The sequence below is a fragment of the Streptomyces sp. NBC_00203 genome (assembly GCF_045206325.1).
In the GTDB taxonomy this organism is placed as follows: domain Bacteria; phylum Actinomycetota; class Actinomycetes; order Streptomycetales; family Streptomycetaceae; genus Streptomyces; species Streptomyces lutosisoli.
In genome coordinates this window covers 10306511-10321144 of sequence record NZ_CP108126.1, presented here as the reverse complement: position 1 = coordinate 10321144, position 14634 = coordinate 10306511, and the positions used below count along the sequence as shown (strand labels likewise).

The window sequence follows — 14634 nt, the reverse complement described above, 5'->3', positions numbered from 1 at the left end:
CGTGCTCAAAATGATCCGCCGCGATCCGTCACGGACATCCTGGCAAGGGCGGGCACCCCACACTAGTGTCCGGAACGACACGCCCCACACAATTCCGGACATGGACACAGTCGCGCTGGCCGTCACCAACGGAATGCTGCACTTTGAACTGGCCCTGGCCTACGAGGTCTTCGGCCCCGCCCCGGCCGCCGTGACGGGCCCCTGGTACGACATCGCCCTCTGCGGGCCGGACGCCGTACAGGTCGGCCGCTTCCGGCTGGAGCCCGACCACGGCCTCGACCAGCTCCCGCGCGCCGACACCGTGATCGTCCCGGGCTGGGCCGACGTCGACCAGGACCCACCCGCCGACCTGGTCGACGCGGTGCGCGCGGCCCACGATGCCGGCGCACGCGTGGCCTCCCTCTGCACCGGCGCGTTCGTACTGGCCGCCGCCGGCCTGCTGGACGGGAAGCGCGCGACCACGCACTGGGCGCACACCCAAGCCCTCGCCGCCCGCTACCCCCAGGTGACGGTGGACCCGGACGTCCTCTACGTGGACAACGGCAGCGGGCTCACCTCCGCAGGCAAAGCCGCCGCCATGGACCTGTGCCTGCACCTGGTCCGTCTCGACCACGGCTCGTCGATCGCCAACATCCTCGCCCGCCGCCTGGTCGTGCCGCCGCACCGGGACGGCGGCCAAGCCCAGTTCGTCACCACCCCGGTGCCCGCCCCGGACAACCACCCGCTCGCCGATCTGTTCCCCTGGGTGATCGAACGCCTGGACCATCCGCTGACTGTGGAGGACCTGGCCCGCCAGGCGCGGATGAGCTCGCGTCACCTGGGCCGCCACTTCAGATCGGTGACCGGCACCACCCCCCTGCAATGGCTGCTGACCCAGCGGATCCGCCACGCCCAGGAGTTGCTGGAGACCACCGACGACAGCGTCGACGCCATCGCGGCGGCCACCGGCATGGGCACCGCCACGACGCTGCGCCGGCACTTCAACCGCACAGTCGGCGTGCCTCCGGACACCTACCGCCGCACCTTCCGCCTGCGGACCCGCCCGGCCTGAACGACAGCGGGCAACCCCATCCACGCTCCTGAGCCATGAGCAGCAGCCTTCCAAGAGGACTTCTCAAAGGTCGCGTACCGCGCGTCCCATCCTCATCAGTGCTTCGCGCAGGACGGCCGGTGTCGTCGCGAAGTTGATGCGTACGCATCCCTCGCCGCCGGAGCCGAAGACATGCCCGGAGCTGAGGGCGACCCTGGCTTCGTCGAGGAAGAACTTCGCGGGTCCGGACAGTTCACTCACCACGCCGGGGCCACCGGCGCCGTACTCGCTGTGCAGTCCCAGCCAGGTGCAGTCCAGCCAGGCCAGGTAGGTTCCCTGGGGCCGGTGATACCACACGTCAGGGAGGTGTTCTTCGAGCAACTGCCCCAGCAGGCGCCGGTTGTCGTCGAGCCCGAGCAGTAGTTCGTCGAGCCAGTCCCCGCCCTCGCGGAACGCCGCGGTGTGAGCGATGACCCCGAGGTGGCTGGGGCCGTGGCTGACTTCTTCCGGCAGGAGCCGGAGTTCGTCGGCGGCTTCGCGGCCCGCGATGGCCAGGGCGGCCTTCAGACCGGCGAGGTTCCACGCCTTGGACGCGGAGGTCAGCGCGAACGCGTTCTCGGCCCCGGGAACGCTGAGGAAGGGGGTGAAAGTGGCCCCCGACAGCACCAGCGGACCGTGGATCTCGTCGGACACCACCCGCACGCCGTGCTTGCGGGCGAGGGCCGCGATGGCCTCCAGTTCCTGGCGGGTGTGGACGACACCGGTCGGGTTGTGCGGGTTGCTCATCAGGAACGCGGCGCGGCGGCCCTGACATCGGGCCCGTACGAAGGCGTCCTCCAAGGCGTCCAGGTCGACGCGCAAGTCCGGACCGAGGCGTGCCTCGATGACCTCACGGGCGTCGTGGGCGACGAACGCGTAGAAGGGCGGGTACACCGGGGAGCACACGACCACCGCGTCACCGGGACCGGTGATCAGCCGGAGCACTTCGACGATGCCCATCATCACGTCGGGCACGATCGCCGTGTGCTCGACACGCAGCCCGTCCCACTTCCAACGCTCCACAGCGAACGCGGCGAGGGCCTCGGCGTAGCCGGTCCCGTACGCGTATCCGGTGTCGCCGAGGTCGATCGCGGTGCGCAACACCTCGGCAATGGGCGGAGCCATCGGCACATCCATCTCCGCCACCCAGAGCGGAAGCACGTCCTCGGGGTGGGCGCGCCACTTCATGCTAGTGCGCTGTCGCAACTGTTCCAGAGACAGTTGAACGAGAGGATCCGTCCGGCCGGCTTCGGCGACATCGGGGGCTGCTCTCTTCGTGGTGTCTGCCATTCCGCGCTCCAATCCCCGGGCCCGCCGGGTCTGTAGGTGGGCTACTGCGACTCTGGTCAGCATCCCGGCGACGCCGGCTGCCGCACAGAAGACGTCCGCGGTCACACCGCTGCCCCGCGCCTGCTCCAGGGCCTCCTACCTCCCTACCCCGGGCACGTCGCTCGGTTCACTCGATGACGGTCAGGAAGGGCGGCTGACCGTGACGGGACCGTAGGAGATCGGGTGTCGGCGCCTTCTGTCAGCCGGCTAGAAGTAGCCGGCGCGCATGTGCTGCGTGAGGTTCTCGAGGATCTCGCGCAGCCACGGGCTGCGGACGGCCGGCAGCCGGACCAGGGTGTGCCGGAACGCTCCCGGGTCAGCCCGGAAGCGGTGACGCGGGCGCGGCGCGGGCAGGTCGTCGCGGAGGACGCCGTCGGGCATGCCGCCCGACGCGGGGACGGGCAGGTACGGCTCGGGGAAAACCAACCACAGCCACACCCCGAACGGCAGTGGCACCGAGTATGCCGAGGCGGCCGGGTTGGCCGGGGTCCAGGTCTCCCCCGTCTGCGGATGGTCCGGCACGAGGAGGATGCCGGCGTCCGCGTCGGGTGCGGGCAGTCCCGGTCCGGCCAGGACGGCGCGCCGCGCCGGCGGACCCGCGGGCAGCAGGGCGTCGAGGGCGCGTTGGAACACTTCCTCGATCAGGCCGTCCGGGACGGTCACCGACCGGCCTTCCGAAGCCGCCAGCAGGTGGGCGAGCGCCCGGCCGGCTGCCGCCTCCCATTGCGGGCTCCACGACCACCAGCGGTTCGACCCCACCCGCGATCCCCACGTGGCGATCGGCTCGAACGGGGGCGTGCCCTTCCCCTCTGCCATCAACTCCGCCCAGGAAAGCGGTGCGGCGTCGGCGTCGTCGACGGGGCGGCGACGCACGGCGTTCGGGGCAAGCCACACCGCCTGCCAGAGCGAGCAGTCGTCGATCCTGCTCGCCACGGGCAGGCCGCACGCCTCGCAGGCCATGTTGGGGCCGTCGGCCCCGTCGAGCCCGCAGCAATAGCCGCCGCCCTTCTCCGGGATCAGCAGGGTGCCGCGGGTATCTCCGGGTGCCATGACGATCGCGCCCGGCGCGCCGTCGGACAGGGCGTAGACCGGTGCATAGACGCCGCGGGCCACCGCCTCGTCCGGGTCGATCTCCTCCCACCTCCGCCACGGCGGCCCCCAGGGCTCCGGGTCCACGGCGAACGTGCCCGACTCCATGAGCACCGGGAGCTGAATCCCGTTCCCATACTTCTGATGGGCGTGGACCGGCAGGGCGACCTGGGACAGCGGGGTGGTCAGTGTGGCGCCGCACCCCGCACACGCGAAAACGAACAAATGTCCTCCACTGGGCAAACAGGGGCATCGTCGCAGCTCGGCGGCGGCCGGCCAACGTATTTTCGTCCGCTGCGGGGCCGTAGCGCCGCCACGGCGTGGAGCATGATGACCGCCGTGGACACCGAGATACTCGTAGACGTCTGGCAGCGGCTTCTCGCCGACCCTCGCAAGTCGTGGGTGCTGTTCGAGCACGGCACTTGTGTCGTGCTGACCGCTCCGGATGGAGACCTTGCTGAACAGGCCACCGAGATCCTGAAGGAGTTCGGCCCGGTGCATGCCGGATCTTCGGCAGGAGACTTTGGGGTGATCGACCTCAAGGACGCCGAGGGATGGGCCGTCACCGGGCACCACAACGACGTCCTTACCTATGTCGGCCCTGATGAGCCGCACGAGCAGTCGGAGATCGCTGTCGGGCTGTTCGGACGTTCCAAGCGCCATCGCGATGGCACCGAACTTCACGTCGTCCACGTTGAGGACAAGCGAGGCTCAGCGGACCGAGCGTGAGTGCCTGGGCGAAGCATGAGCCCCGGGGCGACCCGGTTCGAGGCGCCGTTCGACGCCCCAGGTCAAGAACAAGCGCAGGTCGGTGCCGGGCAAGGACGCCGTCGCCTCGCCGTCGCTGTCAGTGGCTGTCAGTACCGTTGGCCGCTGGTGAGCAGACGGGCAAGGGTGGGGCGGTAGTGAAGGATTTCGCGGGGGAGTTCGAAACTCATCTCACGGTGGTGTGCACCTCCATGGCCGGTGATGAGGGCCGCATACGCCGCTGGGCGGAGCGCCACCGTGTGAAGTACACGCGGATCGTGCTCGACCAGGGCGCGACCCCTGACCAGCCGATGCTGACGGTGCGAGGCCACAGTGTCCTGTCGGCACAGCGGGAGGCCGCGCTGACATGGATCGAGCGGCTGGGTGCCGAGGGGTTCGGCGTCGCCCGTGTGAAGATCGAGGCGGCACCGTGGAACGAGGACGTGCCGCGGACGGCCGCCGAGGCCCAGGGGCTCCCTCCCGGCTGCTACTTCGAGCACCACGTCAAGCTCGCCCTCCCCGACGAGAGCGAGATGGCGGCGGTGCGCGTACTCGCCGAGCGGCACACCGCCCATGTGTCGCGCAACGCCCGCCGCGATCTGGGCGACCGCGGTCACGAACGCTTCGTCACCCAGCGCTGCCGTGGCGTCGGCCGCACCGAGGCCCGCCGCCGTCTCGACGCCCTCCTCGATGCCCTCGCGACGGCGGGATTCAAGGCCGTCGAGGTCGAGGAAGAGTTCGTCGTGCACGACGACCATCCAGCCCTGGACAGCGGGTGGATCGACGAGAAGACGGACGTCCGGTGACCTGGTCCGTGGACGACGAACGATGGCGCATCGCGCACCGGGCTGTGCTCGATCACCTACTCGGCCTCGTCGTCGGGTCCCCGTTGGGCGACGCCCTGGTGCTGCGGGGCAGCATGGTGATGCCGGCGTGGGTGGGGGCAGACGCGCGGGATCCGGCGGACCTCGACTGGATCATTCCCCGGCCTCTACTGGTCCCGGTCGATCCCGAGCACCCGTATCCGTACGTGGAGGACGTGGAGGTCGTGCAGCAGTGGCCAGAGGCGGCCGACGGCGCCGACCGGTACGAGATCTGGAAGTTCGAGGAGTTCGCCACCGGGGGTCTTCGGCCCGTGGTGCCGCCGGAAGGGCTGCACTGGATCATCGAAGCGGAGCCGGAGGACTGCCCGCCACATGAAACATTGCTCGGCCTGGTGCGTGAGCGGCCGGTGGCCGCGCCGGGGGTGGTGCTCGACGCGGACGCCGCCCGGAACGACGGCACCTGGACCTACTCGGAGTACGACACCCCGGGCATACGCCTGATCGTCCCCTGGGAAGCGGAAGGCCTCCCGCCCGGCGAGGTGCGGCTGGACTTCGCCCGCGACGAGTGGCTCCCGGAGCCCCCTGTCCTGACGGCGATACCCCGCGGTGACGGCGCCGGGCCGACCGTCGTGCGCACCGCGGGCCGTGAACTGTCGCTCGCCTGGAAACTGCTGTGGCTGCACGCCGATTGCGCCACGGAGGGCCGGGCGCAGGCCAAGGACCTTTACGACGCCGTACTCCTCGCGGAGGCGGAAGCCACGAAGCTGTCCCCACGGCTGCTGCGCAAGGTGTTCCGCCACGAGCGGGGCAACACGGCGGCCGCAGACGCCCTGCGCCTGGACGCGGTGGCACTGTGGGCCGTGGACTGGGAGGACTTCCGCGCGGACCACCCACAGGTACGAGGTACGGCCGAGGAGTGGCTTCAGCGCCTGAGCCGGGCGCTGGAACCGGTGTTGGGACGGTAGAAACCATGGAACGGCCGTTGGCACTGAGCGGTTGATCTCGCAGCCAGGGACTGTCCGGCGGACAGTCCCTAGGGCCGGAGCACGATCTTGCCCTGGGCGTGCCCCCCTTCCAGCTCGCGGAACGCGTCCCGCACCCGCTCCAGCGGGTAGGTACGGGCGATCGGCACCTCCAACTCCCCGCGCGCGGCAAGCCGGGCCAGCTCGCCGAGCACGACCGCGCACGCCGCCGCGCCCTCTCCGTAGGTTCGCGCACCAACCCTGGCCGCGGCCTGCCAGTCGCGGATCGTGTTGATCCGCTCGGGCCGCACGCCCAACTCCACTGCCAGCTCCACGTAGCCGTCGCCGAACGTGTCGATGAACGCGTCGACGTTCCCGTCGGAAGCCTGCCGGATCCGTTCGGCCACGCCCTCCCCGTACTCGACCGGGACGACACCGCGATCCTTCAGCCAGGCGTGGTTCCGCTCGCTCGCCAGCCCGATCACCGTGGCGCCGCGCCGCCGCGCGAGCTGCACGGCAAGGGACCCGACGCCGCCCGCCGCACCCGACACGACGACCGTGTCGGCCGGTCCGGGGTCCACCGCGAACACGGTGGCGTATGCGGTCGTGCCGGCCACGTACAACGACCCGGCCACGTCCCAGGACAGCTCCTCCGGACGCGAGGTCAGCTGCACGTCGTCGGCCACGACAAACTCCGCATGGCTCGCCCTGTTATGGGTGAAGCCCAGGACCTCATCGCCCACCGCGAAGCCACGCACTTCCGGACCGAGCTCCACCACGACGCCGGCCAGATCGCTGCCCTGCCCGGAGGGGAACGTCGCCGGCCAACGTCCGTGCCGTGCGCCCTTGCGGATCATCGCCTCGCCGGGCTGGATCCCGGCCGCGCGGACCTCGACCAGCACCTGCCCGGGGCCGGGCGCCGGCCGTTCCACCTCCTCCACCCGCAGCACATCGATCCCGCCGTACTCGTGGAACCGCACCGCCTTCATCGCGTGATCACCGCTCTTCCTCGTTCGGACAAGCCTTGGACGGCCAGGCCCCCGATGGCCACACATCGACCGTGCCGTCGCAGTCAACGGCTCAGGAACAGCGCTTTCTTCCCAGGATCAACGGTCCGAGGATGTGTGGAAACGAACGGTGGTATCGCAACCGGTACGGGGACGCACCGCGACGACCTCCTGTGGGCGGCCCCTCGCAACGGTGGAGCCGAGGCCCTCTTGCGCATTCTTGCCATGTCCCTTCAGCAACCCCCTTCACAGGAGGCTCACATGTCATGCGAGGATGCGGCTCCCGGTATCGAGTACCGGCGTAGAGGGGAACACCATTGAGATCAAGGAAACTGAGCCGTAAGCGGCGACGGGCGACCATAGTCACGGCAGCGGCTGCCTCGGTTGTCGCCGGCGCGGCGCTGCTGCCCAACTGGAGTGCGGGGGCGGCGAGTGTCGCCGGCGACGTCAAGGTGGATCCGTCGACCAGGGCCACCTTCCAGCAGCTGGCGGACGCGGTCTTCACCGACCGTACGGACACGCTGGTGGACAGCGGCAAGACCAGGCAGAGCAGGACACTGGCATCGCGGTTCTCGGGCGACGTGCGGCTGTCCTCCGCGCTGTCGCGCGAGGAGAACTCCGCGCTGTCGCAGCTACAGGGCCGCAAGTCCCGCCTGGCGTCCCTCGGCGAGAAGTACAGCTCGGCCAACACGAGCGTCGCGCTGGACCGTACGCGGGTGAAGGGCCGTCACGCCACAGTCGACGTCACCGAGACCACGACGCTGACGTACGAGAAGGCCCAGGGCAACGAGCCGAACGAGCCGAAGACCACCGGCTTCCAGGCGCATCACCAGTTGACGTTCAAGGCCGACCGCAAGGGCGACTGGCAGTTGACCGGGATCCGCGACACCGACGACGGTGTCGCGGTCAATCAGGTCGCCACCACGACGTTCGTCGCCGCGCCGAACACCGCTGACGACGGCAACCCGCCCGCGGCGGCCCGCTCGGCCACCACGTGGCCCGCGGCAGCCAAGCCGAAGAACTTCTCCGCCACCGGCTACGACTACAAGGCCATGGCGGCGTACGCGGCCAAGTACTGGAAGAACTACAACCCGGCCTACCCGGATTTCAACGGGCAGGGCGCCGGCGGCGACTGCACGAACTTCGTCAGCCAGTCCCTGAAGGCGGGCGGCTGGAAGCATGTGCCCGGCTACACGTACGACTTCCACAAGTGGTTCGGCAACTCTGACATCCAGTCGGACTCGTTCGTCGGCGTCAACGAGTTCTCGTGGTTCGCCCTGTCCTCCAAGCGGGTCGCCAGCCTCGCCAACGTCTACCAGTTGGACGTCGGCGACGTGCTGCAAATGGACTTCAACAAGGACGGGTCCAAGGACCACACCATGATCGTCACCTACCGCAGCCCGCAGGGCGTGCCGTACGTGACGTACCACTCCACCAACACCTACAACAGGTCGGTGGCGAGCATCGTCGCGTCGTATCCGAACGCGGCGTACTACGCCTACCGCACCTGAGCGGTCCCTTGTAGGGCGGGAGCCGGCAGACGGCAGGAACACACCGCCGGCACGGCACCCGTGAGAAAAAGGCCAGCCCCGCCCCCCGGTACACCGGGGGGCGGGGCTGTGTGGAGCGCTGGGCAGGCCTTGCACCTGCATCTCCCCGCAGGAAGCGGGACGTCTTTCCTTGGACCACCAACGCCGGGCTCACCACCGCACGTTCCGGCGGGAAGCTCAAGATCAATCATAGCGCAGCCGCCACCAGGCAGGCAGCACGGTCCCAGGCACAGGCATGGGCATGGGCATGGGCCGCAGAGCGGAGGCACCGGACCGGGGGCGCCGGGCGGCACGGCCCGCACGGGCGGTCCGGGGAACGTGACGCGTCCTCAAAGTGCCGTCCCGGCATGCCCTGCCAGTGCCATCGGACAGAGCATGCCGGGGCCCAGCCCGGCCATGGCCGGGCTGGGGTGGGGTGGGGTGGGTGGCAGGAGTCAGTCCCAGTGGATGTCGCTCAGGTCCGCCAGGGGTGCCCGGTCGGCTGCGGCTTCGGGGACGAGCAGTTGGTCGCCCTTGTGGAGAGCGGCCGGGAAGCGGATGTGGGCGCGTTCCTCGATTTCGTCGAGGCGGACCTGGAAGACGCGGAACTCGTCGAGGTCCAGGGCTTCGAGCTGATCCAGGTTCTGCGTGAGCAGGAACGCTTTGGTCTTCAGCTCGCTCTGCTCGACAAAGGTGATGACCTTCCAGAACTCGAGGGGAATCTTCACGCCCCGGTAGGTGTGATCGTCGTCCTGGAAGACGGGCCCGCCGAAGACACTGACCTTGAGGTCGTCGACCTCGACGTCGGCGAAGACGGCGTCCTCCAACTGGCCCCACAGTCCGTTCTTGGCGCTCTGGTTGAAGTCGTCCATCTGCGGGGTGATGTTGGGGTAGAAGAACGAGTCGGTGTTGGCCTTCTTGGCTTCCGGCAGGCTGCCCCACAGCAGATCGGCGCGGCGTGCGATGTGGCCGCGGTCGAGCCGGTTGCCCTCATACAGTTCGTTGCCCACCTGCGCGTCCGCGGCAAGCCGCGGGTCCTTGGTGAAAGGGATACCGGACCGGCTGAGCTTCTTGAGACTGCCGCCGTCGATGTTCCAGGCCACCCAGAACGGGAAACGCCGCTTCTTGCTGAGAGTCAGCGAGAAATGCGTGTAGGGGATGACCTCCTTGCCGTCCAGCCGCACCGCGTCATTGCTGATGTCCGCGGTGAGCTGCGGGACGTCTATCTGCGTGCCGAGGAACTCCGCGTCGTAGCCCTGCAGCGGCTGCACCTCCTCGGCGGAGGGCTGCTGCAGGCTGATCTCGAGTTTCTCGAAGACCGAGCTGGCCAGGCAGGCCAGCGCGTGCTCGTCGGGATCGCCCGTGCTCTCCCCGCCGAAGTGAACCCCCGCGATGACCTTGCTCGGCTTGCCGTTCTGCTTGATCAGCCACACCGCGCCCGAGTCGCCACCGCTGCTGATCTCGCCGTCCGCCGGCGGATGGTCGTCGTCGGGGCCTATCTCGAAACAGCCGATGGTCTTCTCGCCGACATCGCCCTCGTAGTCGATCTTGACCATGGTGTCGATACGACGGACCACACCGTGGGTGACCCCGGTGGTCCGTCCGCTCTTGATCACCTTGTCGCCGAGATCCGGATCGCCCAGCTCTTGCGGTGCCACACCGAGTTCGCAGATCTTCTGCTCGAAGGTCCGCCCCTCGTCGATGCTCGCCACCGCGCAGTCGCCGGCCGGGCCCAGGTGGGACCTCTTCAGCGCGCCGAGGTGGTTGCGGTCGATCCGGTTGTCGTCGAAACGACCGGGCTGCACGATCTCCTCGCCCAGCCTGCCGTCCGGGCCCTGCAGCACATGCCAGTTGCTCAGCACATACGGAGTGCCGTCGGCTCTGTCGAAGACAATGCAGCCGATCGTCCCGGCCGTGACCGTCACACCGCCCACACTCGCCCCGGGAAATACCGGGTTCAGACGGGTCTTGCGCTCAGGCTTCTCAACCTCGGCCACCCTGCGGAAATGCGCCTTGTAACTGCGCTCGATGACATCGGTGGGCACCGCATTTCCGTCCACCATGACGGTCTCGGGTATCAGAGCCGTACCCAGTGCCTCCAGTGCCTCCGGCTCGGCTTTGCTCTTCACCGTGAACTGCAGCACGACCTGCTTGCCCCGCGTGCCGTTCCTCACCTTGTGCCCGATGCCTACCGACGACACATTCGGATCCTTCAGCAGATCCGGCCCCCGCGAACGGATGTACTGCCGAAGCGAAGAAATCAGCTTGTCCTGCGCCAGAGCCGACTTCCCGGATGACGACGCCGCCTTCTTACCGGTGTTCGTGACCATCAACGAGGGTGTCCCTTCACGAAGAGGAAAAGGGGACGGCACAGACCACACGCACCGCCCCCCAGCGACCCCCCAGCGACAACAGGCGCGGCAGCCACCCGAATGACCACCACTCCACACCCAGCGAAACGCATAAGTGCGTCATATGCCGCAAGATAATGACCCACTCGGGTGAACACCCACGTGCACAGGACGTCACACCACGCCCCGGACACCCACCACCGGAACCGACCGTGACCCCACCACAAACAGCCGCCCCTCCCCCACCCCCGCCCCGCGGTCACATGGCCGCAGCCGTCACACAGCGGCCTTCGCATCCTTCACACACAGGCCATCAGCAGCCGGCCGCCACTCTCCCGACCGACCGGGACCAACCTGGTCAGGGGTGGTGCGCGAATCGGCAGAACCGGCCGGCACGCAACTCCGCAGCCGGCCACGACAACCACCGCAGCCACCGGCCGCCGCAACTCCCGCCGCACTACCAGGGCATTCGGGGGCGTGTTACTGTCGCGCGATGCCCAAGACCGACATTGACCTGGTGACCGCCGAGTTCTTCGGCGCCTTCGACAACCGGGGCGGCAAGACACCCGACGTGACACGAATCCGTCGGCTCGTCCTACCCTCCGGCATCATCGTCAAAACCGGCCCGGAATTCACCGTGTACACCCTGGACGAGTTCATCGAACCCCGCCAACAGCTCCTGACCGACGGCCGGCTGATCGAGTTCTCCGAACGGGAGACCACCGAACGCACCGAAATCGCAGGCGACATCGCTTCACGATTCAGCGACTACCAAAAATCCGGAACGCTGGACGGCAAACCGTTCGAAGGCAGCGGAACCAAAACCATTCAATTCGTCCGCACCCCAGAAGGCTGGCGCATTACAGCGCTCTCCTGGCACGACCACGCCTGACCACCACAACATCCGGCCGCAGCCATGCAGCCCGAGCTGACGCGGCCCGCCCCAAATCGGACCCCGACATCCCCGTCCCGGCCAAGAACTCCGAGCACCACCACAACCGGATGTCTTGCAGTCAACCGCCAGATGCCGTCCGCGCGGCGCGTCCTTGGTTCATCACTGCCGCCCGCCGAACTGCCAGTCGTGGACCTCGATGTCGGCATACCGGTCCGGGCTCAGGACGGCGCGTGCCGTGTCCGGGTCCGGGGCCCGGAGCAACACCGCCGTACCCAGCCAGGTGGCGCCGTCGTCGGACAGCAGCGGCCCGTACGCGATCAGCTCGTCCCGGTCGGGCGGCACGACGAGGTCGGCGGCCTGCTCCGAGCCGAGGCCGAGCACCAGGTACCGGTTGCCACCGGTCCGGCCACCAGGGAAATCCCACATGGTGCGCCCCAGCATGTTGCGCCACCGGCGCACCAGCACGTCCCGGTACACGCCGGCCTGATAGTTGGGCTCGTCGAAGGCGAACGCGCGGGCGGCAGCGGGATCCGGCAGGTCAACGATGTGCACACTGCCGGTGGCCGTTTCGCCGTCGTCGGCGAGGGTCGGGCCGCGAGCAATCATCTCCGCCGCGAACCCGTCCATGTACGACCAGTGCTCTTCCAGCAGTTTGTCGCGCAACGTGACCGAGGCGGGCCTATCGCGGTGGTAGCAAAGAAACTCCATGCCCACAGACTCTCCCCAACACGGCAGTATCTCAACGGGATTTGGCCACGATGACCCCACGCTGCAATCACGGCAGCGTTCCATCAGGCCGCACAGCCGTCACGGAAGGCGCGGCCACAACCCGCCGGCGCGCTCAGCCGCAGCAGAGACAAGTGGCCATGCTGGTTGGCCGGGCGGCCTCTTTCCGTCCTCTACAACGACATAGCCTGGCAACTCCTGCCGCTGGAGCTGGAGTTCGGCTCGGGGCGGACCTGCTGGCGGCGCCTCGGCCGCTGGCAGCAGGCCGGAGTCTTCGACCAGCTGCACTGCGTTCTGCTCGCCGAGCTGAACGCGGCCGGCGAACTCGACTGGAAGACCGGCAGCAAGCACCACTTGATCTGCGGCGGACGCGGCACCCCGATCAAAGTCATCACCACCGCCGCGAACGTCAACGAAGTTACCCAGACCCTCGCGCTCGTCGACGGCATCCCGCCTGTCGCAGGCCGCCCCGGCCGGCCGCGAAGACGACCGGACGCCCTGCTCGGCGACAAGGGCTACGACTCGAACTCGAACCGGGCCGCACTCCGCAAGCGCAGGATCCTGCCGGTCATTTCCCGCAAGGGCGCCCCGAACATCAGGGGCATCGGCAAACTCCGCTACGTCGTCGAGCAGACCTTCGCCCTGCTCCACCACTTCAAACGCCTCGCCGTCCGTTGGGAACGCAGACCCGAACTCCATGACGCCTTCATCTCAGCCAAGGTTCCAAGCACTTACGCAGGCAAGGAGCAGCGGGAAACCACTGTGGCGCCGGACCGGCATGCCCGAAACCAGCGGGCACCCCAGGGGCGGGGCATGAGAGGGTGCGGTTCGATCCGGCAGAGGGGAAGCATGGGGCTGATCTACGGCTACGACATCTATCTGCGTCCCCGGAACGTCGCCAGGGCGTTGGCCAATCTGGCCGAGCTGGCCCCACCGACCCGTGCTGTGCCGCCGCTTGAGATCACCCTTCCCGGCGGTGAGCGGCTCGTCCTCCCGTTCACGTCCCACTTCACGAGCGAGCCGGTCGACTGCTCCACGAGCAGCACACTCGCGCTCGACACATCCCTGATGTTCGACGTCGATGACGCGCTGCGCGAGTACGCGAGCACGGACGGCCCTGAACCCGGGGCGGACGGGCGCAGCCAGATCGGATACATCTACGCGACGATCCGATTCGAATCCTTCCTGCACCCTGGCTACACGTCGGTGGAATGCTGGGCAGCGACGTCGACGATGAGCCGCTTGTTCGCGCGGTCGCCCAACATCAGGAAGGTATTCACCGACCTCGCCGCCGCCAGCGGCGCAGTGTGCTGCCTGTTCGACACCGGCGACGGCGGCCCCGAGCAAGTGTGCTGGCTCAACGGTGAAACCACCCAGGAGACGGTCTCCGGTCCCCGCTTTCCAGATCGGCGAGCACTTGTGGCGACTTGGTCCGACCCCGAGAGATGAGCACCGGTGCCCCATCTCTGAGGTCACAAGATCGTGTCACGAGTTCTATGCGGTGGCTGGGTTGAGTTGCCAGGTGGTGCCGGTGTGGGTGAGCCCGAGGTTGATCAGGCGGCGGAGGTTGGGGGCGGCGGCTCGGGTGTGGAGCCAGGTGTCGTTCTTGAGGGTGCCGCGGTAGTGCAGGCGGCGGTTGCTGTGCTGGACGATCCAGGCCACGGTGTGGCCCAGGGGGCAGGTCACCACTGTGTCGGCGGCGGTGTCGACGGCGAAGTCGTCCAGGGTGAAGCCGCCGGGGGACGGCGGGCCGCAGGGGTGCCGTTTCCACGAAGAGCCGGTGGCCGGCTTCCTCCAGGGCCCGGCGGGCCCGGCTGCTGGAGTAGGCGGTGTCGCCCAGGACGTCCAGGCGGCCGGCCTCCTCGCTCAGTAGGTCCAAGGCGACGGTGGCTTCGTGGTGCTCGGTGGCGCCCCCAAAAAGGGGATCTCCAGAAAGAGCCTCCCGGCGGCATCCACAGCGAGCCGGACGACCACGGCCTCGCGCGGTCCCGCGGCGGGCTGACCACGCAGATTCACCTCGCCACCGAACAGGGGCAAAACCCCATGTCCCTGATCATCACGGCCGGGCACCGGCACGACAGACCGCAGTTTCAACGGGTGCTCGAG

Annotated in this window: 14 protein-coding genes; 8 read left to right on the top strand and 6 right to left on the bottom strand. The window is 68.5% G+C overall.

From position 1 onward, the window contains the following. Nucleotides 1–100: 100 nt before the first annotated feature. Complete coding sequence (locus OG975_RS45780; protein WP_406335688.1) at nt 101–1051, top strand: helix-turn-helix domain-containing protein; 951 nt, start codon at nt 101–103, stop codon at nt 1049–1051. Nucleotides 1052–1114: 63 nt separating this feature from the next. Here the strand turns inward: OG975_RS45780 and OG975_RS45775 are convergent, their stop codons facing one another. Both OG975_RS45775 and OG975_RS45770 read right to left on the bottom strand, forming a co-directional pair. Further along, a complete protein-coding gene (locus OG975_RS45775; protein WP_406335687.1) occupies nt 1115–2359 on the bottom strand; it encodes a MalY/PatB family protein in 1245 nt (414 codons plus the stop codon). 246 nt (nt 2360–2605) lie between these two features. After that, nucleotides 2606–3712 carry a hypothetical protein gene (locus OG975_RS45770; protein ID WP_406335686.1) on the bottom strand — a complete coding sequence of 369 codons (1107 nt, stop codon included), beginning with the start codon at nt 3710–3712 and terminating at the stop codon, nt 2606–2608. 102 nt (nt 3713–3814) lie between these two features. Here OG975_RS45770 and OG975_RS45765 point away from each other — a divergent pair, with 102 nt between their 5' ends. The 3 genes from OG975_RS45765 (at nt 3815) to OG975_RS45755 (ending at nt 6023) form a co-directional block, all read left to right on the top strand. Next, entirely contained in the window at nt 3815–4216 is a 402-nt protein-coding gene (locus OG975_RS45765; protein ID WP_406335685.1) for a hypothetical protein, read from the top strand. 176 nt (nt 4217–4392) lie between these two features. Next, on the top strand, nt 4393–5040 hold the full coding sequence (locus tag OG975_RS45760; protein WP_406335684.1) for a hypothetical protein: 648 nt from the start codon (nt 4393–4395) through the stop codon (nt 5038–5040). Beyond that, nucleotides 5037–6023: a nucleotidyl transferase AbiEii/AbiGii toxin family protein gene (locus tag OG975_RS45755; protein WP_406335683.1), complete on the top strand. Its 987-nt coding sequence runs from the start codon at nt 5037–5039 to the stop codon at nt 6021–6023. Before OG975_RS45760 ends, OG975_RS45755 begins: the two co-directional genes overlap by 4 nt. Nucleotides 6024–6091: 68 nt before the next feature. On the opposite strand, the gene OG975_RS45750 is transcribed toward OG975_RS45755, so the two are convergent. Then, a complete protein-coding gene (locus OG975_RS45750; RefSeq protein WP_406335682.1) occupies nt 6092–7009 on the bottom strand; it encodes an NADP-dependent oxidoreductase in 918 nt (305 codons plus the stop codon). A 335-nt stretch (nt 7010–7344) separates the two neighbouring features. On the opposite strand from OG975_RS45750, the gene OG975_RS45745 reads away from it, so the two are divergent. Continuing rightward, nucleotides 7345–8538 (top strand): amidase domain-containing protein, encoded by a 1194-nt coding sequence (locus OG975_RS45745; RefSeq protein WP_406335680.1) that lies wholly within the window; start codon nt 7345–7347, stop codon nt 8536–8538. A gap of 473 nt (nt 8539–9011) precedes the next feature. On the opposite strand, the gene OG975_RS45740 is transcribed toward OG975_RS45745, so the two are convergent. Continuing rightward, nucleotides 9012–10757 (bottom strand): DNA/RNA non-specific endonuclease, encoded by a 1746-nt coding sequence (locus tag OG975_RS45740; RefSeq protein ID WP_406335679.1) that lies wholly within the window; start codon nt 10755–10757, stop codon nt 9012–9014. A gap of 643 nt (nt 10758–11400) precedes the next feature. On the opposite strand from OG975_RS45740, the gene OG975_RS45735 reads away from it, so the two are divergent. Further along, nucleotides 11401–11799 (top strand): DUF4440 domain-containing protein, encoded by a 399-nt coding sequence (locus tag OG975_RS45735; RefSeq protein WP_406335678.1) that lies wholly within the window; start codon nt 11401–11403, stop codon nt 11797–11799. Nucleotides 11800–11961: 162 nt separating this feature from the next. Here the strand turns inward: OG975_RS45735 and OG975_RS45730 are convergent, their stop codons facing one another. Next, nucleotides 11962–12510, bottom strand: a complete 549-nt coding sequence (locus OG975_RS45730; RefSeq protein WP_406335677.1) for a YciI family protein — start codon at nt 12508–12510, stop codon at nt 11962–11964. Between the two features lie 165 nt (nt 12511–12675). On the opposite strand from OG975_RS45730, the gene OG975_RS45725 reads away from it, so the two are divergent. Beyond that, nucleotides 12676–13977, top strand: a complete 1302-nt coding sequence (locus OG975_RS45725; RefSeq protein WP_406335675.1) for a transposase — start codon at nt 12676–12678, stop codon at nt 13975–13977. A gap of 45 nt (nt 13978–14022) precedes the next feature. Here OG975_RS45725 and OG975_RS45720 read toward each other — a convergent pair whose 3' ends face one another. Next, nucleotides 14023–14214, bottom strand: a complete 192-nt coding sequence (locus tag OG975_RS45720) for a hypothetical protein (protein WP_406335674.1) — start codon at nt 14212–14214, stop codon at nt 14023–14025. Between the two features lie 4 nt (nt 14215–14218). Here OG975_RS45720 and OG975_RS45715 point away from each other — a divergent pair, with 4 nt between their 5' ends. Further along, nucleotides 14219–14401: a hypothetical protein gene (locus tag OG975_RS45715; RefSeq protein WP_406335673.1), complete on the top strand. Its 183-nt coding sequence runs from the start codon at nt 14219–14221 to the stop codon at nt 14399–14401. Nucleotides 14402–14634 lie beyond the last annotated feature (233 nt).

Bases quoted from the DNA above. Each gene is read 5' to 3' on its own strand.
- OG975_RS45775 (WP_406335687.1), bottom strand. From the start codon at position 2,359: ATGGCAGACACCACGAAGAGAGCAGCCCCCGATGTCGCCGAAGCCGGC.
- OG975_RS45750 (WP_406335682.1), bottom strand. From the start codon at position 7,009: ATGAAGGCGGTGCGGTTCCACGAGTACGGCGGGATCGATGTGCTGCGG.
- OG975_RS45765 (WP_406335685.1), top strand. From the start codon at position 3,815: ATGATGACCGCCGTGGACACCGAGATACTCGTAGACGTCTGGCAGCGG.
- OG975_RS45730 (WP_406335677.1), bottom strand. From the start codon at position 12,510: ATGGAGTTTCTTTGCTACCACCGCGATAGGCCCGCCTCGGTCACGTTG.
- OG975_RS45735 (WP_406335678.1), top strand. From the start codon at position 11,401: ATGCCCAAGACCGACATTGACCTGGTGACCGCCGAGTTCTTCGGCGCC.
- OG975_RS45780 (WP_406335688.1), top strand. From the start codon at position 101: ATGGACACAGTCGCGCTGGCCGTCACCAACGGAATGCTGCACTTTGAA.